Here is a 21586-nt window from a genome sequence, read left to right as displayed (position 1 = left end):
CATGATCGAACGCGCCCTTTCCCTCGCCGCCCTCGCTCTCGCCTTTGCCGCCGCACCGGCCTCGGCGCAGACTGCATCGCCTTCTGCCGCGCAGGCCGAACCGGGTACGCTCGCCCTGCCGCCCGGCTTCGAACCGGCGCTCAGCCCCGCCGAAGCGACCGCGATCGGTCAGGTGGTCAAGATTCGGCGCTACGACGACGGGCCCGACGGCCTCAACGCCGTCATCGCACTTGCTCCCGACGTGCAGGCGCAAGTCCGCGCCGCAGAGGCGGCCGGCCTCCCTCTCGCTGGACGCACGGTGCTGGTGAAGGACAATATCGAGACACGCGAGCTGCCGACCACTGCGGGCAGCCTGGCGCTTGCGAACAACCGCACCGGCCGCGATGCGCCGCTGATTGCCAATCTTCGCGCAGCCGGCGGCGTGGTCATGGGCAAGGCGAACCTGTCCGAGTGGGCCAATATCCGCGACGACAATTCAACCAGCGGCTGGAGCGCGGTCGGCGGCCTGACCCGCAATCCCCATGCGATCGACCGCAACACCTGCGGTTCCTCCTCGGGCAGCGGGGCGGCGGTGGCGGCGGGCTTCGCCTGGGCCGCTATCGGCACCGAAACCAACGGCTCGATCACCTGCCCCGCCAGCATGAACGGCGTCGTCGGCTTCAAACCCAGCGTTGGCCTCGTCAGCCGCACCCATGTGGTGCCGATCTCCAGCACGCAGGATACCGCCGGGCCGATGGCGCGCAGCGTCCAAGACGCGGCGCTCCTGCTCGGCGCGATCGCAGGCGAAGATAGCGCCGATCAAGCGACCCTCGGCATTCCCAATCGCGTGCGGGATTATACGCAGGGACTTGAGAACTATTCGCTCGAGGGTGTGCGTATCGGCGTGATGCGCGACCAGATCGGCGATCGCGAGGATCTCGAGACCGTTTTCGAAAATGCCCTCACCGATCTCGAAAATGCAGGCGCCGTGCTGGTCGACATCGAATTCGAACCGAACGAAGAGATGTACGGCAGCAGCTTCGCCGTGCTGATGTACGAACTGCGCGAGGAGATGGGCAGATATCTCGCCAGTCTACCGCCGTTCGAAGGGCAGGAAACACCCCGCAGCCTCGCCGATCTGATCGCCTTCAACGAGGCGAATGCCGATGCCGAACTGCGCTGGTTCGGCCAGGACCTTTTCAAACAGGCGGAAAAGGCCACCGATCGTACCGCCTATGAGGAGGCCCGGGCGAAGGCGATCCGCATCGCCGGCGAAGAGACCCTGGATGTTCTCTTGGCCGATAACGACGTTCAATTCCTGGTCGCCCCTACCCGAGGGCCCGCGTGGATGAGCGATCTGGTCAATGGCGACAATTTCAACGGCAGCGTCGGCTTCGGCAGTCCCTCGGCGATTGCCGGCTATCCGCACCTTACCGTGCCGATGGGCGCGATCGAGGGCCTGCCGGTGGGCCTCAGCATTCTCGGCGCGAAGTGGGACGATCACGCCGTGCTCAAGGCCGGAGCCGCCTACGAGCGGGCGCGCAGCGCCGAACTGCCCGATCCGCAGTTCCATCGCTGGGTACCGCAGGGTGGGGGCGGTCCCGATGGCAACTGATCCGCGTCGCACCGAGCGGACCCGCATTGCCTGAATTCCTGGACGCCGATCCGCGCATTCTCGCCCTGACCGTTTTCGGGCTGGGCCTCATGCTGGCCGTCAGCCTGGAGAAATTCCTCGCGCGGTTCTGGCTTTCGCTGCCGATCCTCTACGTCGCGATCGGTTATGCTCTCGCCTCGCTGCCGCTGGGGTTTCCCAATCTCAACCCGAGCTGGGACGGGTTCGACGCGGCGACGCTTGAATATGTTACCGAATTCATCGTGATCGCCTCGCTGATGGCGGCGGGGATCGCCATCGATCGGCCGGTGAGCTGGATCAACTGGAGCCAGATTTGGCCGCTGCTGGCGGTGGCGATGCCGCTGACGATCGCGGCCGTGGCGTTCCTCGGCTGGTGGGCGATGGGCCTCGCCCCCGCAAGCGCGATCCTGCTCGGTGCGGCGCTCGCCCCGACGGACCCCGTACTCGCACGCAGCGTGCAGGTCGGCCCGCCCGGCGAAAACAAGCGCCACGACGTGCGCTTCAGCCTGACGGTGGAAGCCGGGCTCAACGATGGGCTGGCCTTCCCCTTCACCTATCTCGCGATCGCCGCCGTCGGCATGACATCGCTCGGCGCCTGGACCTTCGAATGGGCGGCCTTCGATCTCGTCTTCCGGATCGCGGTCGGCTGCGCGGTCGGCTGGGGCGTGGGCCGGATCGGCGCCTGGTACGTCTTCGAGCGGGAAGCCGACGCGCCGCGCGAGGAGATCGAGCAGGAGGCCGAAAGCGCCGACACCCCGAAATATTCGACCAGCGAAGGTCTTATCGTCCTCGGCACGCTGCTTACCGCATATGGGCTTGCGGAAGTTTTTCAGGGCTACGGCTTCCTGGCGGTGTTCGTCGGCGCGGTGACGGCTCGCCAGCGCGAGAACCGCAGCCGCTACCACAAGATCAGCCATCATTTCATCGACCAGATCGAACAGATCGTGCTGGTGGCGGTGCTGCTCGGCTTCGGGGCGATGCTGGCGAGCGGCGTGCTCGACGCGCTGACCTGGCCTGCGGCGCTGGTGGGTCTGGCGCTGATCTTCGTCATCCGGCCGATCGCGGGATTCATTGCCGAATTCCGCTCCGCCCTGCCGCTTGCGGGCACGATCGCCATCGCCTTCCTCGGCGTGCGCGGCATGGGCTCGATCTACTACCTCGCCTACGGGCAGAACAATGCCGAATTCGCCCAGCTCCAGCTGCTCTGGGCAACCGTGAGCTTCACCATCCTGGTCTCGATCCTGGTCCACGGCGTGGTGTCCGGGCCGGCCTTGTCCTTCGTCGAACGCCGGCGCGGGCACATTCATGCCGGACACGACGAGACTATGATGGCTCTGACGCCCGAGGGACGCCGGGTGGAGGTCGAGGATACCGGGGTTCGGGAATAGCTCGGCAGACAAAGAAAAGGGGCGGCAGGATTTGCCCCGCCGCCCCTTTTTCTTTTTCGAAGCCGTCGCTTCCGAAGCAAAGGCCGGATCAGGCCTTTTTCGCGGGCGTCTTCTTGGCAGCAGGCTTCTTCGCCGATGCCTTTTCGGCCGGGGCCTTCTTGGCCGGAGCTTTCTTGGCCGCGGGCTTGGCATCAGCTTTTGCAGCGTCGGCCTTCTTCGCAGGAGCCTTCTTGGCCGCCGGCTTCTTTGCCGGAGCCTTCGTGTCGGCCTCGGACTTGGCATCCGGCTTGGCGGCGGGCTTCTTCGCGGCCGGCTTCTTGTCGCCGTCCTTCTTCGCCGCAGCCTTGGCCGGAGCCTTCTTCTTCGCCGGCGCCTTCTTGGCCGCCTCGATCTCCTGCTCCTCGTCGGCCTCGATCGCCGCTTCGAGTTCCTCGCGGGTCACTTCGCGGTCGCTGATCTCCGCCTTGTCGAACAGGAAGTCGACCACCTTGTCCTCGTAGAGCGGGGCGCGCAGCTGGGCGGCGGCCATGGGCTCGGACTGGATGTACTGGACGAATCGCTCGCGATCCTCGGCCCGGTACTGCTGCGCGGCCTGCTGAACCAGCATCTGCATTTCCTGGTTCGAGACCTGGACGTCGTTCGCCTGACCGATTTCGGAGAGCAACAGGCCGAGGCGCACGCGGCGTTCGGCGATGCGGCGATAATCCTCGCGCTCGCTCTCGATTTCCTTCATCTCGGCTTCGGGATCATCGGCCCGCGCCGCTTCCTGCTGAAGCTGCTGCCAGATCTGCGCGAACTCCGCATCGACCATACCCTCGGGCACGTCGAAATCGTGGCCTGCCGCCAGCTTGTCGAGCAGTTGGCGCTTCATCTGCGTGCGGGTGAGGCCGGAGGTCTCCTGCTCAAGCTGACCCCGAAGCAGTTCCTTGAGCTTGTCGAGGCTCTCGAGGCCGAGGTTCTTGGCGAATTCGTCATCGGGTTTGCTCTCGGTCTCGATCTTGACCTGCTTCACCACAATGTCGAACTCGGCTTCCTTGCCCGCCAGATGCGCGGCCTGGTAATCTTCGGGGAAGGTGACCTTGATGGTCTTTTCCTCGCCGGTCTTGACCCCGGTCAGCTGATCCTCGAACCCGGGGATGAAGGTGCCGGAGCCCAGCACCAGGGGCGCATCCTCGGCCTTGCCGCCTTCGAATTCCTCGCCGCCGAGCTTGCCGGTGAAGTCGATGATCAGCTGGTCGCCCTCGGCCGCCTTGCGGCTCTTGGGCGCATCCTTGTAGCTCTTGTTCTGTCCGGCAATGCGCTCCAGCGCCTCGTCGACTTGCGCGTCGGTCACCGGGACCGTCATCCGCTCCAGCTTGAGGCCATCGGTCTTGGGCGTATCGATCTGCGGCAGGATCTCGAGCTCGACGGAGACCTCGGCGTCCTTACCTTCCTCGTATCCCTCGTCCAGCTCGACCTTCGGCTGCATCGCGGGGCGCAGCTCCCTGTCCTTCATCAGGCGGTCGACCGATTCGCGAATCGTGTCGTTGATCGCCTGGGCATGGATCTGTTCGCCATGCATCTTGCGGACGAGGTTCGCAGGTACCTTGCCGGGGCGAAAGCCGGGCATCCGCACCTGGGGGGCGATCTTCTTGACCTCTCCGCTCACCCGGGCGTCGATCTCGCTCGCCGGAATTGTAACGGTATAGGCGCGCTTGAGACCCTTGTTGGTCTTTTCCTTGATGTCCATGGACTTGGCTGACTTCCGCTGTTCTTGCAATGACACTGCCTGAGGGGACCGGGGGGCGTTCCTGGTGCGGGCGAAGGGACTCGAACCCCCACATCTTTCGATACTGGTACCTAAAACCAGCGCGTCTACCAGTTCCGCCACGCCCGCTACCCGAACGAAGCCGCGCGGCGACCGGGGCCGCCGCGCGTCAGGTGCGACGAGCCTCTAAGGCCAAGCGCTGGAAAGGGCAAGCACGGCGGCGAATGGCGGAACGCGCGGGCGGGTCCGGGGGTTGACGATGCGAAAGGCATTTCCCCCATGACCGATTACGAACAGCCCAAGACACCCCCGGCCACTCCGCCTACCATCGATCCCGAGGTAAAGCCCAAGACCGCCGCCGAAATGGAGGCGGAAGGCGAAACCGAAGGCGAAGTACTGGGGCATCGCAGCGAACCCGACGAGATCGACACCGAACGCTCGGACGATCTGGTGAAACGCGACAAGCAAGATGGTGCCGGCGAAATGGCGCTCAACCTGCCCCCCGATTGAGGAGACAAGTCATGGCTACGCAACCCGATCCTTCCCCGGACACTATCGATCCTGGCGCCCCCGACGAGATGCCGCCCGATAGCCTCCCCGGTTCGCCGGACGAGGCGCCAATGCAGGAGCCTCCCGGTTTCGACCCGCCCCAGCCGGACGTCGACAACCCGGGAGGAAACCCCTTGGAGACGCCCCCGCCACCGGATTGATCTTGCGACCCGCCTGGCCGCCAACTACAGGCCCGGCGCATGAGCGACGATACGAAACCCGACCTCCCTCCGCATCGCCTTTCGGTAAACCCGCGCAGCGAGTATTTCGAGGCCGAAGTGCTGCAGCGCGGCGTGGGCATTCGTTTCAAGGGCAAACAGCGCACCGATATCGAGGAATATTCGATCGATGAGGGCTGGGTGCGGGTTCAGGCGGGAAAGACGGTGGATCGCAAGGGCAATCCGCTCACTCTCAAGCTGAACGGCCCGGTCGAAGCGTGGTACGAGGATCTGGGCGAAGACCCACCCGTGGCCAAGGCGGATTAATTCGTCAGATCGGAAAAGGCGGTGAGGAACGCGCGCGAGGTCTCCTTGCGCGCCGGTGCCATGGTCCTGCGCGGAGCCTGCACCGAGGTTCTGTCGGGGTAAATAAAGCCATGAACTGGCCACGCCGTCCGGCCGAGAGCCTGCAGCGGATCGTACCACACCCGAACCGCGCTCCAGTCGTTGGCGGGCGAGACGTCGATCGCTTTCGCCTCGCGCTCGATCTGACCTCGTCGGCCGTCGATCGGCGACCAGTTGGCGTGGTCGAGCAGCACCGTACGGCTGTCGAGCACCCGTGCTACCGTGGCGACATGGCCCAATTCCATGCCCCGATACGGCGCAAAGGCCATGACCGCTCCGACGCGGGGTGCCGATCCGCGGGCAAAGCGGCCTTCGGCCTGGTCCCACCAACTGTGGGCATCGCCGTAGATGGGAATGCCCGAAACCTGGCGCGCATAGGGAACGCATTGGAGATAGGGTGGGAGTTCCTGAGCGGCGTCGGCGGTCGCGTGCCGGTGAGCGGCAGTTTGCGAAAACGTCGCATGGAAACCGGGCGTCGCTTCCTCGGCGGCGGAGGGCGCGGCGAACAGACAGGCGGCGAGAGCGATGGGCAGGAAGCGTTTCATCGCCGCCCCTGATGCGCCGCCCATGGTTTCCGGCGGCTCTCCGCTTGTGGTTAACGCGAATTCATCTTCGCGGGACCAAGCGCAGCTTGCCAAACCGGCTGCCACGGGCCACCTGCGCCCTGCGAAAGTTCTGCCATGAAACCGACCGTCATCATCATCGGCCGCCCCAATGTCGGCAAATCCACGCTGTTCAATCGGCTGGTGGGCAAGAAGCTCGCCCTCGTCGACGACCAGCCCGGCGTCACGCGCGATCGCCGTATGGGGGATGCGAGCGTCGCCGGGCTGGAATTCTCCGTCGTCGATACGGCAGGCTGGGAAGACGAGGATCCGGAGACCCTCCCCGGCCGCATGCGGGCGCAGACCGAGGTCTCGCTCGAAGGTGCCGATGCGGCGATGTTCGTGATCGACGCGCGCGCCGGCCTGACCCCGCTCGACGAAGAGATCGGCCGCTGGCTGCGCGGGCAGGACGTGCCGGTGGTTCTGGTCGCCAACAAGGCCGAGGGCTCCGCAGGCGAAAGCGGCGTGTTCGAAAGCTATGCGCTGGGCCTCGGCGAACCGGTGGCGATCTCGGCCGAGCATGGCGAGGGCATCGCCGACCTGTTCCAGGGTCTGTGGCCCCTGATCGGAGAGAAGGCGGAAGCCGCCGAAGTGGCAATCGCGGCAGAGGACGAGGAGGACGAGGATGCGCCCCTCGGCCCGCTCAAGCTTGCCATCGTCGGTCGGCCCAATGCCGGCAAGTCGACGCTGATCAACCGGCTGCTCGGCGAGAATCGGCTGCTGACCGGCCCCGAGGCCGGCATTACCCGCGATTCGATCGCCGTGGACTGGCAGTGGACCGCGCCGGGCGGCGAGGTGCGGGACATCCGCCTTATCGATACCGCCGGGATGCGTAAGAGAGCCAAGGTCACCGACAAGCTGGAGAAGCTTTCGGTCGCCGATGCGCGCCGGGCGGTCGATTTCGCCGAGGTCGTGGTGCTGCTGCTCGACGCCACCAAGGGCCTCGAACACCAGGATCTCAAGATCGCCGACCATGTGCTTCAGGAAGGCCGCGCTCTGATGGTGGCGATCAACAAATGGGATGTCGCGGAGGATGCGAGCGTCCTGTTCAACGGCATCCGCGGCGCGCTCGACGAGGGGCTGTCGCAGGTCCGCGGGCTGCCCCTGCTCGCGGTCAGCGCCAAGACCGGCAAGGGCCTCGACACGATGCTCAAGGCCGCCTTCGAGATTCGCGAGAGCTGGTCGAAGCGCGTGCCCACCGCGGCGCTCAACCGCTGGTTCGACGATGCGCTGGAGGCCAACCCGCCACCGGCACCCGGTGGCCGCCGGATCAAGCTGCGCTACATCACGCAGGCCGGGACGCGCCCGCCGCGCTTCGTCGTCTTCGGCACGCGGCTCGACGACTTGCCCAAGAGCTACGAGCGCTATCTGGTCAACGGCATCCGCGCCAAGCTGGGCTTCGACGCCGTTCCGGTGCGCGTGGTGCTCAAGAGCCCGAAGAACCCCTACAACGCCAACAAGGGCGGTGGCGGCAATTACAGCGGGGAACGATGACACTTCTCGACCTCGTGGCGTCAACGCCGGCGCAGCCCTTCGCGTTCGAGATTCTCGAGCGCACCGCGAGCACGCCGCGCGTCCAGCAGATCGTCCAGCTCAGCCTCGCCCCCGCCTTTCTGCTCGGCGGCATCGGAGCGATCATGAACGTGATGATGAGCCGACTGATCTGGGTCGCCGAGCGGATCGAACGCATCCAGCGGCGGATCGAGGACGAAGTCGCCGGAAGCGAAGTCGACGAACTGCCGTGGCTCGGACAGCGCCGCCGCTATTCGCAATGGGCGCTGGTCTTCAGCACCGCCTCGGCCGTCACCATCAGCATCGTCATCGCGCTGCTCTTTGTCAGCGCCTATATCGAGGCACGCATCGGCACCACCATCGCCCTCGCCTGGGTGTTGACCATGACACTGCTGATCACCGGGCTCGGATTCTTTCTGCTGGAAACCCGGCTCGCCGCGCGCGGGGCAAGACGGACAGGCCGGCGCGGATGACGCACGGCCCGCGCCGGAGAGGTGCCGTCGCGCGACGCATGGTCGCGCGCGGTCTACCGGGGTTCATTCTCCGGGTGTAGTTCGGGCGGCGCGAAAGGAGCCCGATCCATGCCGAGAACCAGAGTGACCGTACGCATTCACGATGATCCGGACCTCGTTCCGATCGAGTTCGAAACGCACGATGTGGCCACTGCCTTGACCGTGGCCGACATCAACACCATGCATGGCCGCGCCGATATCAGCGCCGGCGGTCGGATCGTCGCCCGGCTGGCCAAGCGCGGCAAGGCGCGGGCGAGTTTCTGGGAGGTATTCTAGGCTTCGCCAGATTCGCCCTCGCCCGCGGGCCGGCTGTTGAGCTGGGTGTAGTTCTCGATCCCCATGCGCACGATCATGTCGAACTGTTTCTCGAGGAAATCGACATGCTCTTCCTCGTTGCGGAGGATATCCTCGAAAAGCTGACCCGAGGTGAAATCGCGGACTTCCTGGCAATATTCCGCTGCCTCGCGCAGTTGCGGAATGGCCTCCATTTCCAGAGCCAGATCGGCTTCGAGTATTTCCTTGACCGATTCCCCGACCTTGAGCTTGTGGATCGCCTGGAAATTGGGAAGTCCGTCGAGAAAGAGGATGCGGTCGGCCAGACGGTCGGCGTGCTCCATCTCCTCGATCGATTCCTTGCGCTCGTAGGCCGCGAGTCGAGAAACACCCCAATTGTCGAGCACACGGTAGTGCAACCAGTACTGGTTGATCGCGGTCAGCTCGTTGGTGAGCGCCTGGTTGAGATATTCGATGACCTTCTCGTCGCCCTTCATCGCGCGCTCCTTCATGTTCCGAATTGGAGTGGATTATGCGGCGTGATGCCGTCCCTGACAAGGGACTTGGACCGAAAAAATGGCGGAATTCCGCCATTGCGAGCGATTGTCAGTAGCGCAGATCAGGCGGCGGCGTGGGCCGGAACGAATGCCAGATCACGTTCCTCGGCGATCACATCCTCGGCATCGCAGAGGCAGGTTCCGCAATTGGGACGCTTGCCGAGCGCGGCGTAGCAGGCTTCCGCATCGCCCGGGCAGTGGCGCGCGACGCGGCGCAGCTCGCTTTCCCTGATTGCGTTGCAGATGCAGACGTACACGCGTCACCCACTCCCTGCGATTGATTCGCAAGTGCTCTTCTAGTGAGAGTGGTTCGCAGTAGCAAGCCTTATCGTCTCAGCTGAAAGCGGCGTCTGTAGGTCAGACAGCGCCAGAGCCATTCGAGCGGGCCGTAGCGAAAACGATTCAGCCAAGGCTTGGACCAGGCGAGCATCACCACCCAAGCCGCCACGGTGACGAGATAGAGCTGCCCTCGGGTCAGTTCGCCGAACAGCCCGAGCGCCCAGCCATGGAAGACGAACATCATCACCACCGACGTCCCGAGGTAGTTGGTAAAGGCCGTCCGCCCTGCCGCTGTGATCCGCTCCGCCAACCATCCCCGCGCCTGCATGCCCCACACCGCCAACAGCGCCGCGAGTCCCAGAACCATCGCCAGTCGGGGAAAATGCGACCAGCCGGTGAAGGCCGACAGCGTGCCGTAATAGGTGAAGCCATCGTCCGCGACCCGCAGGGCGATCCACACGCTGGCCGCCCCGCCCGATACGCACCCTACCGTGCCCCACAGCAGAAGCTTGCTGCGGGACAGCCCGCCATCGAACATGCCCATGCGATAGAGCGCCATTCCGATCAGCATCAGTGGCAGGGTCTCGAACCAGAACATCAGCAACATGAACCCGAGACTGCCGACATGTTCGGCGAACCGGTGCGCGACCAGCCCCGTGTAATCGCCGGACTGGATCAGCTCGGCGTCGACGAGCGATTCCGCCAGCTGCTCCTGCTTGCCGGCCACCATCTCGTCGCGCATTTCTTGCGCTTCCCCCGGACTGTCCGCTAACGCGCCGTCCACCGCGCCTTCCATCGAGAAGGCCAAACCCATGTAGAGCAGTCCGCCGAGGACATAGCCGAGAATGCCGAGCACCATCTGGTTGATCGGTCCCAGCCGCACGAACAGCAAGGCGACCAGGCCCGACACCGCGTAGAGAAACAGGATGTCGCCTTCCCAGATGAAAAAATAATGCACGAGGCCGAAGAGGCCCAGAAACAGTAGGCGCCTGACCTGAAGACGGCGTGACGCGCCCCGCGCCCAGGCTTTTTCCATGAACAAATAGAGGCCGGCACCGAACAGCAGGCTGAAGAGCCCGCGCATCTTGCCGTCGACCAGCACGAATTGGGCGATCCACATCCTCTCCTCCGCCGCACCATGGGGCGTCAGGAAGGCGTCGGGATACATGTAGGCGCTGAAGGGCTGGCCGAAAGCGACGATGTTGGCCGCAAGGATACCCATCACTGCCAGACCGCGGATGAAGTCCAGGCTCGCGATCCGGACCGTCGATCCAGTGGGACACGGCTGGTCCGGCGTCCCGGGCGGCACGGCGCTTAAGTTCATCGGATCGGTCATCGCTGCCGGCGCGCGATAGACGCCGGCAGGCGATCTATCAAAGCGCTATCTCGTGACGAGACACTCCTGGCCGCCGGCCTTGAGCGCGGCGCAGGCGCGCCGGGCGTCGGCCTCGCTGGCGAAGCCGCCGGCGAGCAGCTTGGTCAGCCGTCCGGCGGGCTCCTTGATCTTGGCCGCACCGACAAGAGCGGTGTTGCCCGCCAGCCGGTCCCACAACCGGTCGGCGCTTCCGGCGACCCCGAAGGCGCCGAGTTGGACTTTCCAGGCGCCGGTCATCCGAGCCGCGGGTGTGGCTGCGGACGCTGCGGGCGGCGCCACGGGCGCAGGTTGCGCAGAGGCCTGGCGCGGTTCGCTCGGGTTGGCGGCGGCGGGTGCGGGGGCCGCCGGAAGCGTGTAGTCCGCTCCCGGTGCGTCGGATGCGGCGTTTCGCGCAACCACCACCGGCGCCGGTGCGGGCTTGGGTGCGGGCTTCGGCGCGGGAGGCGACGGCGCAGCCTCGTCGACCCGACCGGCGACCCGGGGTTGCACCTCGCGCGCGGGCACGCCCCCGGTCGCGAGATCGACCGCCGCAAGGTCGCTCGCCCGCGTGGCCTGGGCATCGGTTGCAAGGGTTCGGGCGAGAACCTGCGCCTCCTGGCGTTGCTCCATCGGGATGAATTCGTCCATCTGCGCCATCGCGGCGCGGGCCTGGGGCAGCCCGGCCGAATTGGCCAGCGTCGCCAGTGCATAGGCGCGGACCCAGTCCTTCTCGACCAGGTCGCCGTTGAAATGGGCGACGCCCAAAAGATACTGGCCGCGCGGGTCGCCGCGCTCCGCCGCTGCCTGCACGTAGGGCAAGGCTGCCTCGCGCCGCCCGTCTTGGAACAGCAACAGGCCGTAATTGTCCGCCGCCTTCACGTGTCCCTGGTTCGCCGCGAGCAGATAGAGCGCCTCGGCCTGTTTCGGGTCGGCTTCGACCCCCCGCCCCAGGCGATAGGCCTGGGCGAGATTGAACTGGGCATCGGGGTCGCCCTGGGCCGCCGGTTCCGCCCATTCGCGCACGGCGGTGGCGTAATCGCCGGCGCTCCAGGCATCGACCCCCGCCTTGACGTCCGCCATCGCCGGCGTGGCCAGCATCCCGAGTGCGATTGCACCCGCCATCGTCGCCATCGCGGCCCTGGTCAATCCTCGGCTCATCTCGCAATCCTTTCCGCAATTTCGCGCCGCAGCGCAGCGTCTTCGGGCAAGCCTATAGTAAACCACCTCTTAGCAAAAGATTGCTGCGCGCCGGACACGCAAACCGACAGTACAAATGCCGCCCGGTTAACCCAAAATTAGGGGTAGTCTGCGAATTCCCTGCCAAGACCGCTCCATGCCGGGGCGATCGGACACGAACTTCAGGGCGTTTCAGCAGGGGGACCAGGCCGTGCGAGTACTGGCTTTGGCATCGCAAAAAGGCGGATCGGGCAAGACCACCCTTTCCGGACATCTCGCCGTCCAGGCACAGCGCGCCGGGGCGGGGCCGGTCGTGCTGATCGACATCGATCCGCAGGGCTCGCTCGCCGATTGGTGGAACGAGCGCGAGGCCGAATATCCCGCCTTCGCCCAGACAACCGTGGCGCGGCTCGCCAGCGATCTCCAGGTTCTGCGCCAGCAGGGCTTCAAGCTCGCCGTCATCGACACGCCACCCGCGATCACCATGGCGATCCAGTCGGTCATCGGCGTCGCCGAGCTCATCGTCGTCCCCACTCGCCCCAGCCCGCACGACCTGCGGGCCGTGGGCGCCACTGTCGATCTGTGCGAGCGCGCCGGCAAGCCGCTGGTCTTCGTGGTCAACGCCGCCACCCCCAAGGCCAAGATCACCTCCGAAGCCGCGGTGGCGCTCAGCCAGCACGGCACGGTCGCGCCGATCACGCTTCACCACCGCACCGATTTCGCCGCCTCGATGATCGACGGCCGCACTGTGATGGAAGTCGATCCCGAGAGCCGCAGCGCCGCCGAAGTAGCCGCGCTGTGGAAATACATGTCCGACCGACTGGAGAAAAACTTCCGCCGTACCGTTTTCGCCAACCCCAATTCGCAATCGCTGATGCAGGGCGTGCACCGGCCCGCCGGGGGCTTCGGCCGCCGGGTGGCGCAGTAAACCGAAGGGAGCCCGACGGAGTTACGGACATGAGCGAGACCAGCTTCGCCTCTCTTTCCTCCACGCTTCTCGCGCGCAAGGGCGGCGCCAAGCCCGCCATGCGTCCGCAGAGCACTTCCCCCAGTCTCGACGGCAAGCAGGCCGCCGCCGGCCTCGAGGATCTTGGCTGGAACGACATGGGCGACACGGATGGCGACGACACCCCCGCTCGGGTCGTCACCCTCAAGCGCGACACCGAGCCCTCCTCCGACGTCGCCAGCCCGGTGCGCGAGACGATCGAGCGGATCGCCGAGCGCCTCGAAGCGCCCCGGGCGCGTTCCGCCACCAGTCCATCAACCCATGCGAAAACGCAGGGTACGAAGCGTGCCGCCTTCACGTTGCGGCTCGACCAGCGCCGGCATCTCAAGCTGCGCCTCGCCTGCACCGTGCATGGCAAGAGCGCACAGGCCCTGGTGACCGATGCGCTCGACGCGTTGCTCGCCGAAATGCCCGAAATCGACAACCTCGCCGCGCAGGTTTCGCGCGACTGACATGAACGACCAGCCCGCACCGAATGGAGAGGGACAGATGAGCAAGCCCGTTAAGAACAAGACAATGGTCCGCCTTGCCGTCGGCACCGCGCTGGCATCGCTGACGCTCGCCGGTTGCAGCGCCAAGGTGGCACCGCCCGCCAGCGCATCGGCTGCCGCGGCGGAAACCGCGCTCGCCAAGGGCAAGAGTTCGCAGGCCGTCGAATTCGCCGAAGCTGCGGTCTTGGCCGCACCGCGCGACGCCGCGGGACGCGCACTGCTCGGCGCCGCCTATGTCGAGGCAGGGCGCTTCGTTTCCGCCGCCACGACGCTCGGCGAAGCGATCGAGCTCGGCGACACCTCGCGCCGCACGATCATCACCTATGCGCTGGCTCAGATCGCTGCCGGCAATCCGAACGAGGCGCTTGTCACGCTCGACCGCTTCGAAGCCGCGCTCGATCCCGCCGACTTCGGCCTCGCCGTGGCGCTCGCCGGGCGACCGCAGCAGGGCGTGCACGTCCTCGCCAACGCCCTTCGCGATGGGCGCAACACCGCCAAGGTGCGCCAGAACCTCGCCTACGCCTACGCATTGACGGGCGACTGGCAGTCGGCCCGTCTGATGGCCGCACAGGACGTCCCCGCCGACCAGGTTGGCGAACGGCTCGGTCACTGGGCGCAGATGGCCCTGCCCGAGATGTTCCAGCACCGGGTCGCCGACCTGCTCGGGACCGGCATCGCGACCGACCCCGGCCAGCCGACGCAGCTCGCGCTCGCCAACCATCCCAGCCACGCAATGATGGTCGCCGAAGCAGCGGCGGTCGCTCCGGTCGAGGAAACGATCGCCGTGGCCCCGAGCGAGGAATTGCCGGCCGTCGCCCAGGCGACACCGGTCGCATTTCCGGCCTTCCCCGAAGGACCGGTCGCTCCAACTGCCGAGGAGACCGAACGCACGAACGGACCCGCCGCAGTGCGCTTCGTCGCGCGCGAGATGGTACAGGGTCTTCCCGGTGCGCAAGCCGGACCCGTCCGCCAGAATGTGGTGCCGCGCATCGCCGGTCAGGCGGCGGCTCAAGCGACTACTGCCGCTCCAGTCCCGCAGGCCAATGCAAGCCGGGTGGCGAAAGCCGAAGCGCCGACCCCGCGTCAGCGCGCCGGGAAGAGTTTCGTCATGAAACCCGGTGACTACCGCGTCCAGCTCGGCTCCTATTTCTCGATGTCGGACGCCCAGGCCGCGTGGAAGCTCTTCATGAAGCGCCATCCCGAGCTCGAAGGCGCCCAGAAGGTCATCTCCAAGGCCAACGTCAAAGGCAAGATCTACTACCGCGTCGCGGCCGGCGGGTTCGCTCGTCAGTCGGCAAAGGATATGTGCGGTCTGGTCAGCAAGGGTGGCGGCGGCTGTCTGGCCTATGCCGCCAACAACCCGCTTCCGGGCACGATCGACAACGATGTGAGAGTCGCACGCCGCTGACACCAGCCGGGCTTGCCCCGTGACATGGCTCTTCCCCCCATTCGCTGGGACGGGCCTTTTCCCGCGCCTAGCCTTCGATCGCGACACCGCCCTTGTAGAGCGCGGTTACCCGGCCCTGAGTCGGCTGGCCGTCGAATGGCGTGTTGCCGGCGGTCGCCGCCATCATCCGGCTGTCGATGACCCAGGGCTTCTCCTGGTCGATCAGAGCGATATCCGCCTCGCTGCCCGGCGCGAGCCGTCCCGCCTCCACCGCGAGCAGGCGCGCAGGGTTCGCGGCCAGCAGTTCGAAGGCACGAAAGAGGTCGATCACCCCGTCGCGCACCAGCGTCAGCGTCATCGCAAGCAAGGATTCCGCGCCTGCCATTCCCGGCGCGGCGTCGGCGAAGGGCAGCCGCTTGTCTTCGGGACCGCGCGGATCGTGGCCGGAGGCGATGACGTCGATCGTGCCGTCGCCGATCGCCGCGATCACCGCCTGACGGTCGTCTTCGCAGCGCAGCGGCGGCGACAGGCGCATGAAGCTGCGGAATTCCGCCGTCGCGAGGTCGGAGAGCATAAAATGAGCCGGCGTGACGCCTGCCGTCACCCGCAGCCCCTTCGCCTTGGCCGCGCGGACCAGTTCGAGACCGGCCCGGGTCGTCACCTGGCGGAAATGGATGGCTCCGCCCGCCAGCTCGGCCAGAGCCAGATCACGGGCGATCGCCAGCGCCTCGGCCTCGGCCGGCGCTCCGGCCAGGCCGAGCCGCGTCGCCATCTCGCCCGACGTGGCGACCGCCCCGGCCGCCAGACCGGCATCCTCGCCGTGGGCGATCACCACCATGTCCAGCATTGCCGAATATTGCAGCAGGCGCAGCATCGTGCCGCTGTCGCCGATCCACCGGCGCCCGGTGGCGACCGCACGGGCCCCCGCCGCGCGCATCAGGGCGATCTCGGCCAGGCTCTCGCCAGCCAACCCGCGCGTCGCGGCGGCGAGCGGATGGACCCACAGGTCGGGCTTGCCGCTCTTGGCGATATGGGCGACGCGGCTCGGCAAATCCACCGGCGGCGACTGGTCCGGCATCAGCGCCGCGCGGGTGATCCCGCCGAAGCGAAACGCCGGCTTGTCGATCGCGAAGACGCCGAAGTCGACGAGGCCGGGCGCCACCAGCCGCCCCCGCGCATCGACGACCTCGTCGCCGTCGCGTGCAGCTTCCTCGACACCGGCAATCCGCCCGTCGACGAGCCTCAGCGTGCCCTCGCGCACGCCGTCGGGCAGCACGAGACGCCCCCCGGTGATCGCGATCGGTCGGGCCTGCTTCATTCGGTCCAGCCTGCGATGCCCCGGGCCCCGCGCGTGAGGACATCGAGGCAGGCCATGCGGATCGCCACCCCCATCTCCACCTGGCGGGTGATGATCGAGCGGTCGAGCATGTCGGCAACCTCGCTGTCGATCTCGACCCCGCGGTTCATCGGCCCGGGATGCATCACCAGCGCTTCGGGCGCGGCATTTTCGAGCCGATCTTTCGTCAGCCCGTAGAGATGGTGATATTCGCGCGCGGACGGGATGAACTGACCCTCCATCCGCTCGGTCTGGAGGCGCAGCATCATCACCACGTCTGCTCCGTCCAGCGCAGCATCGAAATCGTGGAAGGGCTCGCCACCCATCGCCTCGATCCCCGCCGGCATCAGCGCCGGCGGTGCACACAAACGCACCGATGCCCCCAGTGCCTGCAAACACAAGAGGTTGGAGCGGGCGACGCGGCTGTGGAGGATGTCGCCGCAGATCGTCACCCTCAATCCGGTGAAATCCTCGCTGGGATCGCCGCGTTCGGCGAGCGCCTCGCGCAGCGTAAGCGCATCGAGCAGCGCCTGCGTCGGATGTTCGTGGCTGCCATCGCCGGCGTTGAGGACGGGGCAATCGACCTTGTCGGCGATCAGCTGGGTGGCCCCGCTCGAGCCGTGACGGATGACGATCGCATCGGCGCGCATCGCGTTGAGGGTGATCGCCGTGTCGATCAAAGTCTCGCCCTTCTTCACGCTCGACTGCGCGGCATGCATGTTTACCACGTCCGCGCCCAGCCGCTTGCCGGCGATTTCGAAGCTCAGCAGCGTGCGGGTGGAATTCTCGAAGAAGGCGTTGATGATAGTCAGTCCGGCCAGCGCATCGTGATGCTTTTGGCGGCGGCGATTGAGCTCGATCCACTGCTCCGCTTCGTCCAGCAGGAACAGGATCTCGTGCCGCTCGAGCTGGCCGATCCCGGTCAGGTCGCGATGCGGGAAGGCCCGCCGACCCGCGGGATAGCGGCCGGAGGCGGTCGAGGCGCTCGGCGATATCATTAAGAGCAGAGCCCTAGTCGAGCCCTGTGGCACGCTCAAGCATATTTGCGTGGCCCTCGGACGCCCGGCCCCCTAGACGGGTGGCAGACGAAACGACGGAGTGATTGAATGCGGTTTGCACGCGGAGTGTGGCGGTTGCTGGTGGGCATCAAGGACGGGCTGGTGCTCCTCTTCATGCTGCTGTTCTTCGCCGCGCTGTTCGCCGTCCTCACCGCCCGCCCGTCCCCCGCGCAGGTCCGCGAGGGGGCCCTGCTGCTCGAACTCGACGGCACGGTGGTCGAGGAGCGCTCGCGCATCGATCCGTTCCAAGCGCTTATCGCCGCCGAGGCCCCCGTACGCGAATTCGAGGCTCGCGACCTCGTCCGCGCGATCGATGCCGCGGCGACCGACGAGCGGGTGACCGCCGTGGTGCTCGACCTCGATCGGTTCCTCGGCGGTGGACAGGTCCATCTCCAATCCATCGGCGAAGCGCTCGACCGGGTGCGCGCCGCGGACAAGCCGGTGCTCGCCTTCGCCACCGCCTATTACGACGATTCCATCCTCCTCGCTTCGCATGCCAGCGAAATCTGGATGGACCCGCTGGGCGGTGCGGCCATCGCGGGCCCGGGCGGCCACCAGCCGTATTTCGGCGGACTGCTCGACCGGCTGAACATCAACGCCCGCGTCTATCGGGTGGGTACCTACAAGAGCGCGGTGGAGCCCTTCACCCGCAGCTCCATGTCGGAAGAGTCGCGCGAGAACTACACCGCGCTCTACGGCGCGCTGTGGGAGGAATGGCAGGCACATGTGAAGAAGGCCCGCCCGGCGCTCCAGCTCGACACCGCGACCCGCGATCCGGTCGCCTGGGTTCGGGCGGCGAACGGCGATTTCGGCACCGCGGCGAAGGCTGCGGGTCTCGTCGACACGCTCGGCAGCCGCGCCGAATTCGATGCCCGCGTCGTCGAACTTGTCGGCGAGGATGCGTGGAGCAACGAGCCCGACGCCTATCCCTCGACCGGCTACGATGCCTGGCTCGCCGATCTCGGCGAGGACACCGCCGGCGGGGCGATCGGCGTGGTCACCGTCGCCGGCGAGATCGTCGATGGCGATGCCGGTCCGGGCACGGCGGGCGGCACCCGCATCGCCGACCTGCTCGACGAAGCGCTCGACCACGATCTGAAGGCGCTGGTGGTGCGCGTCGATTCCCCCGGGGGATCGGTGCTGGCGAGCGAGGAGATCCGCCGCGCGATCCTGCGGCACAAGGCCAGGGGCATTCCAGTCGCCGTGTCGATGGCCAATGTCGCGGCATCGGGCGGCTATTGGGTCGCGACGCCGGGTGACCGCATCTTTGCAGAACCCGAGACCATTACCGGCTCGATCGGCATCTTCGCCGTGCTGCCGACCTTCGAGAATCTGGCGAGCGAATGGGGCGTCGGCTTCGACGGCGTCCGGACCACGCCGCTGTCGGGCCAGCCCGATATCATCGGCGGGCTGACGCCGGAGGTCGATGCAATCCTCCAGGCCTCGATCGAGGACGGCTACCGCGATTTCCTCGCCCGCGTCGCCCGCTCGCGCGGCCTTACCCCGGCCGAGGTGGATCGGATCGGCCAGGGCCGCGTATGGGACGGCGGCGCCGCGCGCCAGATCGGCCTGGTCGATCAGTACGGCGGGCTCGACGATGCCATGGCCTGGGCCGCCGACCAGGCCGGGCTCGCGGACGATGCCTGGCACCCGGTCTATCTCGGCGCCGACGACGAGGGGACTTACGATACCTTGCTGCGCCAGTGGCTGCTCGAAGACGATACCGAGGCCCGCCCCGATGTCGCTGCCCTGTTCGCCCGGCGGGAGCGGGACGCCGCGGCGTCGCTGGCAGCCGATATCGAGCGGCTGCTCACCGTCCGGGGGATGCAGGCGCTGTGCCTCGAATGCCCTTCCGCAAAACGTCCCGCCAGAGTGCCGAGCGAAGGCTGGCTGACACGCCTCGCGCGTTTCCTGGGCACCTGAAAGGCAGCGCGCTCACCATTGCTATGTTGCGATTCGCATCGTAAAGGCGCGCCCCTGCCCCGGTGGCGGCCAAGGGCCCCTCGGAGAGCGGGCGCGTAGCTCAGTGGTAGAGCACACCCTTCACACGGGTGGGGTCGCAAGTTCAATCCTTGCCGCGCCCACCATCTTTTCAAAGACTTAGAAGAGATGGCCCGCGTTGCCATGAAAAAAACATGAAAAACTTGCGTGGACATCCGCGAACACTGGCGGGGATTTCGGCGCGATAAGGTTTCGAGCTTTCACCAACTCTATCGGCCAGCATTTCCGTAGCGATCCAGAAGGTTACCGCTTTTTTCACGATTGGCTGACACACACGGCTATTCAAAATCGAGAGAAAGCATGCCGGCCCATCAACCGATCCTTCCAGCCAAAGCCGTCGAACTCGTTAAAACCAGGAATCTCGACAGGGCTGATGCTCTCCTCGCTGACTTCGCGGCCGCGGGCTTGGTTAAGACTTATGCTCTTGTGCGGGAGATAAGGCCCGCTGCGGGGCCAACCGAAATTGTTCGCGATGCCCAAGTTCCGCCTGAGGATTGGAAGCGGATCGTAGCATCAGAAAACATCCAAGTGGCACTGAACGGCGGAACCGTCCGGCTCGAAGGATCACCTCTCAAGGGAGGAATACCGTCAGTGCTGATAACCGGTATAAGTTTCTCGGAAGCGTCGCTAACCAAAATACTAGATCGCTATTGCTCGGATCCATCCGTTCGCGCGTCAGGTCCCCTGCCTAAGCGAGGCCCCACAACTCAAGAGAGTGCTTCTAAACCATCGCATCAAAGTCAGAAACGGACTCAGAAGGGAGTGCCTCCAATCAAAGCCGGGGACCTAACGGCGTCAGTTGCACAAACCATGCAAGCCACAGGGTTGGGTCGCACTAAGGTTGATCAACTGATGCAGAAAGGTGACTTGGTTAGAACCAAAGTTGGCAATCGCGCTCTAATTACGGTCGAGAGCATTGAACGCCTCGTCGGAGCGAAAGTGGCCAGATAAGAAGGTTCCGATTGGCGGTCGGAAGCACTTTATCGGCAGTTGCAACAACAGTCGATCACTACGTCGGCTTTGCGCTCTTATTCTGTTGAAGAAGTTGGCTCTGGGGACGATCGGCACGCGCTGCGTATAGCGGACGAGCAGGTCCGCCTCCGTTATCGGGCTGCTGCGAGCCTCTGCAGCGGGATCATCTTGGCCATTTTGCGAAGGTTCTGGGCTGCGGCGGCGAGGTGGAACTCGTCTTTCGCTCCGTTGGGACCGCGCAAGCGCAAGCGGTCCAGCTTCAGGATGCGTTTGAGGTGAGCGAAGAGCATCTCGACTTTCTTTCTCTGGCGGCGTGAGACCACGTAGGCATCGGTCGCGGAGATATCGCGGGCCATGTCGCGCGCACCTTCGTGAACCGAGCGCATGATCTTGCGAGCTGGCATTTTGGGCGTGCAGCGCTGCTTTAGATCGCAGGCCGAACAGTCCTGCTGGCGGGCACGATAGCGGATGAAGCCATCGGCATTGGCGAGCGGGCGCGGCGTCTTGAAGTTACGGTTGGATGGACGGAGCCGTTTGCCGCCAGGACAGATATAGCTGTCGTCCTCGTGGTCGAAGGTGAAGGCGGACCGCTCGAAGGTGTCGTCGCTCCGGGCGGACTTGTCGAACACAGGGATATGCGGCTCGATGCCTTTGTCCTCGACCAGCCATCCCAGGTTCGGCGCGGAACCATAGGCCGCATCGGCAACAAGCCGCTCGGGCCAGAGGCCGAAGCGCTCCTGCGTTCGCTCGATCATCCGGCGCTGGGCGATCACTTCCGCCTGCCGCACTGAAGTCGTGGCCTCGACATCGACGATTACCGCATGATCGAGGTCGATCAGGTAGTTGGTGCTGTAGGAATAGAAGGCGGCCTCGCGCGTTGCCGCCGTCCAACGCGCCGCAGGATCGGTGAGGTTGATCCGCTTGGGCGTGACCGGCGTCGCGCCGCCGAACGCCGCATCGTCGAGCACCTCGAGATACTCAGCGACCGCACGGCCGGCGGCCTCGGGCGGCAGACCTTCCTCGCCAGGCACCGAACGCTGCCGGTGGACAGCTGTTCGAACTCGGGGTCATCATCCTCCAGATCGTCGATCGACGGAGCGTCAATGCTATCGTCATGAGCATCAATACGACCAATCAGCTCTTCCACCGCGGCTAGCTGCCGCTCGATCGTCAAAGCGAAGGCATGGACCGAACTTTCCATGCGCTTGAGC

General features: G+C 65.9%; 20 protein-coding genes, 2 tRNA genes and 1 pseudogene. 13 read left to right on the top strand and 10 right to left on the bottom strand.

All coding sequences use genetic code 11. From position 1 onward, the window contains the following. Window position 1 precedes the first annotated feature (1 nt). Both ACGHN1_RS03895 and ACGHN1_RS03890 read left to right on the top strand, forming a co-directional pair. Window positions 2-1594: an amidase gene (locus ACGHN1_RS03895; RefSeq protein WP_390548496.1), complete on the top strand. Its 1593-nt coding sequence runs from the start codon at window positions 2-4 to the stop codon at window positions 1592-1594. Between the two features lie 26 nt (window positions 1595-1620). Further along, window positions 1621-3000 (top strand): cation:proton antiporter, encoded by a 1380-nt coding sequence (locus tag ACGHN1_RS03890; RefSeq protein ID WP_390548494.1) that lies wholly within the window; start codon window positions 1621-1623, stop codon window positions 2998-3000. 88 nt (window positions 3001-3088) lie between these two features. Here the strand turns inward: ACGHN1_RS03890 and tig are convergent, their stop codons facing one another. Both tig and ACGHN1_RS03880 read right to left on the bottom strand, forming a co-directional pair. Continuing rightward, entirely contained in the window at window positions 3089-4729 is a 1641-nt protein-coding gene (gene tig, locus ACGHN1_RS03885; protein ID WP_390548492.1) for a trigger factor, read from the bottom strand. A gap of 62 nt (window positions 4730-4791) precedes the next feature. After that, window positions 4792-4876 (bottom strand) — tRNA-Leu (locus ACGHN1_RS03880). Window positions 4877-5026: 150 nt separating this feature from the next. On the opposite strand from ACGHN1_RS03880, the gene ACGHN1_RS03875 reads away from it, so the two are divergent. Genes ACGHN1_RS03875 through ACGHN1_RS03865 form a run of 3 tightly spaced genes read left to right on the top strand, consistent with a single transcriptional unit; the run spans window position 5027 to window position 5781 of the window. Then, window positions 5027-5257 (top strand): hypothetical protein, encoded by a 231-nt coding sequence (locus tag ACGHN1_RS03875; RefSeq protein WP_390548490.1) that lies wholly within the window; start codon window positions 5027-5029, stop codon window positions 5255-5257. A gap of 11 nt (window positions 5258-5268) precedes the next feature. Then, complete coding sequence (locus tag ACGHN1_RS03870; RefSeq protein WP_390548488.1) at window positions 5269-5457, top strand: hypothetical protein; 189 nt, start codon at window positions 5269-5271, stop codon at window positions 5455-5457. Between the two features lie 39 nt (window positions 5458-5496). Then, window positions 5497-5781 carry a DUF3297 family protein gene (locus ACGHN1_RS03865; RefSeq protein WP_390548486.1) on the top strand — a complete coding sequence of 95 codons (285 nt, stop codon included), beginning with the start codon at window positions 5497-5499 and terminating at the stop codon, window positions 5779-5781. Here the strand turns inward: ACGHN1_RS03865 and ACGHN1_RS03860 are convergent. After that, the gene (locus ACGHN1_RS03860) at window positions 5778-6404 is read right to left on the bottom strand and encodes a CHAP domain-containing protein (RefSeq protein WP_390548484.1); all 627 of its coding nucleotides are present in this window, start codon (window positions 6402-6404) and stop codon (window positions 5778-5780) included. The genes ACGHN1_RS03865 and ACGHN1_RS03860 overlap by 4 nt on opposite strands. 135 nt (window positions 6405-6539) lie before the next feature. Here ACGHN1_RS03860 and der point away from each other — a divergent pair, with 135 nt between their 5' ends. From der to ACGHN1_RS03845, 3 genes are all read left to right on the top strand, one after another. Next, complete coding sequence (der, locus tag ACGHN1_RS03855; RefSeq protein ID WP_390548482.1) at window positions 6540-7955, top strand: ribosome biogenesis GTPase Der; 1416 nt, start codon at window positions 6540-6542, stop codon at window positions 7953-7955. Beyond that, window positions 7952-8446 carry a DUF2721 domain-containing protein gene (locus tag ACGHN1_RS03850; RefSeq protein ID WP_390548480.1) on the top strand — a complete coding sequence of 165 codons (495 nt, stop codon included), beginning with the start codon at window positions 7952-7954 and terminating at the stop codon, window positions 8444-8446. The genes der and ACGHN1_RS03850 overlap by 4 nt, the downstream gene beginning before the upstream one ends. Before the next feature lie 108 nt (window positions 8447-8554). Then, on the top strand, window positions 8555-8761 hold the full coding sequence (locus ACGHN1_RS03845; protein WP_390548478.1) for a hypothetical protein: 207 nt from the start codon (window positions 8555-8557) through the stop codon (window positions 8759-8761). Here the strand turns inward: ACGHN1_RS03845 and bfr are convergent. The 4 genes from bfr to ACGHN1_RS03825 form a co-directional block, all read right to left on the bottom strand. Continuing rightward, window positions 8758-9255 carry a bacterioferritin gene (bfr, locus tag ACGHN1_RS03840; protein ID WP_390548476.1) on the bottom strand — a complete coding sequence of 166 codons (498 nt, stop codon included), beginning with the start codon at window positions 9253-9255 and terminating at the stop codon, window positions 8758-8760. The genes ACGHN1_RS03845 and bfr overlap by 4 nt on opposite strands. Before the next feature lie 122 nt (window positions 9256-9377). Beyond that, window positions 9378-9572, bottom strand: coding sequence for a bacterioferritin-associated ferredoxin (locus tag ACGHN1_RS03835; RefSeq protein ID WP_390548474.1), 195 nt, complete (start codon window positions 9570-9572; stop codon window positions 9378-9380). Window positions 9573-9640: 68 nt separating this feature from the next. Continuing rightward, entirely contained in the window at window positions 9641-10930 is a 1290-nt protein-coding gene (locus ACGHN1_RS03830) for a DUF418 domain-containing protein (RefSeq protein ID WP_390548472.1), read from the bottom strand. A 45-nt stretch (window positions 10931-10975) separates the two neighbouring features. Continuing rightward, on the bottom strand, window positions 10976-12106 hold the full coding sequence (locus ACGHN1_RS03825) for an SPOR domain-containing protein (RefSeq protein ID WP_390548470.1): 1131 nt from the start codon (window positions 12104-12106) through the stop codon (window positions 10976-10978). Between the two features lie 229 nt (window positions 12107-12335). On the opposite strand from ACGHN1_RS03825, the gene ACGHN1_RS03820 reads away from it, so the two are divergent. The 3 genes from ACGHN1_RS03820 to ACGHN1_RS03810 are packed head-to-tail and all read left to right on the top strand — an operon-like array spanning window position 12336 to window position 15029. Next, window positions 12336-13052, top strand: a complete 717-nt coding sequence (locus ACGHN1_RS03820) for an AAA family ATPase (RefSeq protein ID WP_390548469.1) — start codon at window positions 12336-12338, stop codon at window positions 13050-13052. Between the two features lie 29 nt (window positions 13053-13081). Then, window positions 13082-13582, top strand: coding sequence for a hypothetical protein (locus tag ACGHN1_RS03815; protein ID WP_390548467.1), 501 nt, complete (start codon window positions 13082-13084; stop codon window positions 13580-13582). A gap of 1 nt (window position 13583) precedes the next feature. After that, window positions 13584-15029: an SPOR domain-containing protein gene (locus ACGHN1_RS03810; RefSeq protein ID WP_390548466.1), complete on the top strand. Its 1446-nt coding sequence runs from the start codon at window positions 13584-13586 to the stop codon at window positions 15027-15029. A 67-nt stretch (window positions 15030-15096) separates the two neighbouring features. Here the strand turns inward: ACGHN1_RS03810 and ACGHN1_RS03805 are convergent, their stop codons facing one another. Together ACGHN1_RS03805 and ACGHN1_RS03800 are read right to left on the bottom strand one after the other, a co-directional pair. Further along, window positions 15097-16326, bottom strand: a complete 1230-nt coding sequence (locus ACGHN1_RS03805; protein ID WP_390548464.1) for a dihydroorotase family protein — start codon at window positions 16324-16326, stop codon at window positions 15097-15099. Next, a complete protein-coding gene (locus ACGHN1_RS03800) occupies window positions 16323-17342 on the bottom strand; it encodes an aspartate carbamoyltransferase catalytic subunit (RefSeq protein WP_390548462.1) in 1020 nt (339 codons plus the stop codon). Before ACGHN1_RS03800 ends, ACGHN1_RS03805 begins: the two co-directional genes overlap by 4 nt. A 108-nt stretch (window positions 17343-17450) precedes the next feature. On the opposite strand from ACGHN1_RS03800, the gene sppA reads away from it, so the two are divergent. After that, entirely contained in the window at window positions 17451-19325 is a 1875-nt protein-coding gene (sppA, locus tag ACGHN1_RS03795; protein WP_390548460.1) for a signal peptide peptidase SppA, read from the top strand. An 89-nt stretch (window positions 19326-19414) separates the two neighbouring features. Next, window positions 19415-19489, top strand: a tRNA-Val gene (locus tag ACGHN1_RS03790). Between the two features lie 1017 nt (window positions 19490-20506). Here ACGHN1_RS03790 and ACGHN1_RS03785 read toward each other — a convergent pair. After that, a pseudogene (locus tag ACGHN1_RS03785) lies at window positions 20507-21436 on the bottom strand (transposase); the annotation flags it as partial. Window positions 21437-21586 lie beyond the last annotated feature (150 nt).

The sequence above is a fragment of the Qipengyuania sp. MTN3-11 genome, from assembly GCF_042851825.1.
Classification (GTDB): domain Bacteria; phylum Pseudomonadota; class Alphaproteobacteria; order Sphingomonadales; family Sphingomonadaceae; genus Qipengyuania.
Note: the sequence above shows the minus strand (reverse complement) of the source record. Positions and strands in the feature narration are given on the sequence as shown.